The organism is Enterobacter cloacae complex sp. S1, assembly GCF_014930525.1.
Taxonomy (GTDB): Bacteria; Pseudomonadota; Gammaproteobacteria; order Enterobacterales; family Enterobacteriaceae; genus Enterobacter; species Enterobacter hormaechei_C.
Genome location: NZ_JADBRE010000062.1, coordinates 1 through 925, shown reverse-complemented (window position 1 = coordinate 925; position 925 = coordinate 1). Strand labels below are relative to the sequence as shown.

Here is a 925-nt window from a genome sequence, read left to right as displayed (position 1 = left end):
ATCCGTGGGGGTTGACTCCTGACGATCTCATTCGTTACCGGCCACATGATTCTCTTTCTGCTCAAGGTGGAGCTAGAAGCTCTGCTATTTCTAGGGCATGGGTGCAAGAAAAAGCCTTATTGCAGGATGGTGGGGCTGGCACAAGAAATTGGACAGCGCAAGAGAGGGATTTAATTTTGAAGACTCCCAACAAGAGCCTAACCTCTGTGATGTCCCGGGCAGGCTATACCGGGCATCATATCAATTCGGTAGAAGGCAATGGTACACTTGGTTCCAAATGGCAAGGTGATCCGAGGAACATTGTATTCTTGAAAAATCATAACCATCCCGACAAGTTCAATGAGCATGTCCATGGTGATCAAGGACATAGAGGGAATACTAAGAACTCGACGCGTGGGCGCTTAATCGATAGAGAAAGAACACTAAAATCTAGACAACGATGTAAGCAATTATAGGTGGAAAGATGAACATAAAAAATGCAGTCCAAGATCTTGTGAACAAATTTAAAATGAATGAATTGAATATGGGAGAGATAGACTATACAGACGATGAAAATGAGACTTCTTTTCCCGTGAATTTAAATGGGGAGGTTGATTTTTTTTATCGTCATTTGATTTTAAATGACAGTCCAACATTTGATGGTACTTTTTATTTACAGATTATTGAACCTCAAGATCTCAACGAAATATTATCCGGTTGGCGAGTTCAAAATGATACGGCTTGGCGCGATGAATATATAATCTTTGCTGAAAGAAATGGTGACGTTCTTTTTTGTGACACCCAAAATCTAACATCTCCTGTTTATGGTAGCATTCAAAAACGAAACTTTATAATTTCTGGTTCCTTAGCTGACTTTTTGAATGCTTTTTGTTCTGCTATTGAGATGGAACAAAATAATTATGATGGTGATGCTACAGATGATGAA

The 925-nt window shown here is 39.6% G+C and carries 1 protein-coding gene and 1 pseudogene; both read left to right on the top strand.

The window, feature by feature from the left end; genetic code table 11:
- Window positions 1-455, top strand: a pseudogene (locus IM290_RS21355) (type IV secretion protein Rhs); the annotation flags it as partial.
- An 8-nt stretch (window positions 456-463) separates the two neighbouring features.
- A partial coding sequence (locus IM290_RS21350; protein ID WP_193354505.1) for a hypothetical protein occupies window positions 464-925 on the top strand: 462 nt, incomplete at its 3' end.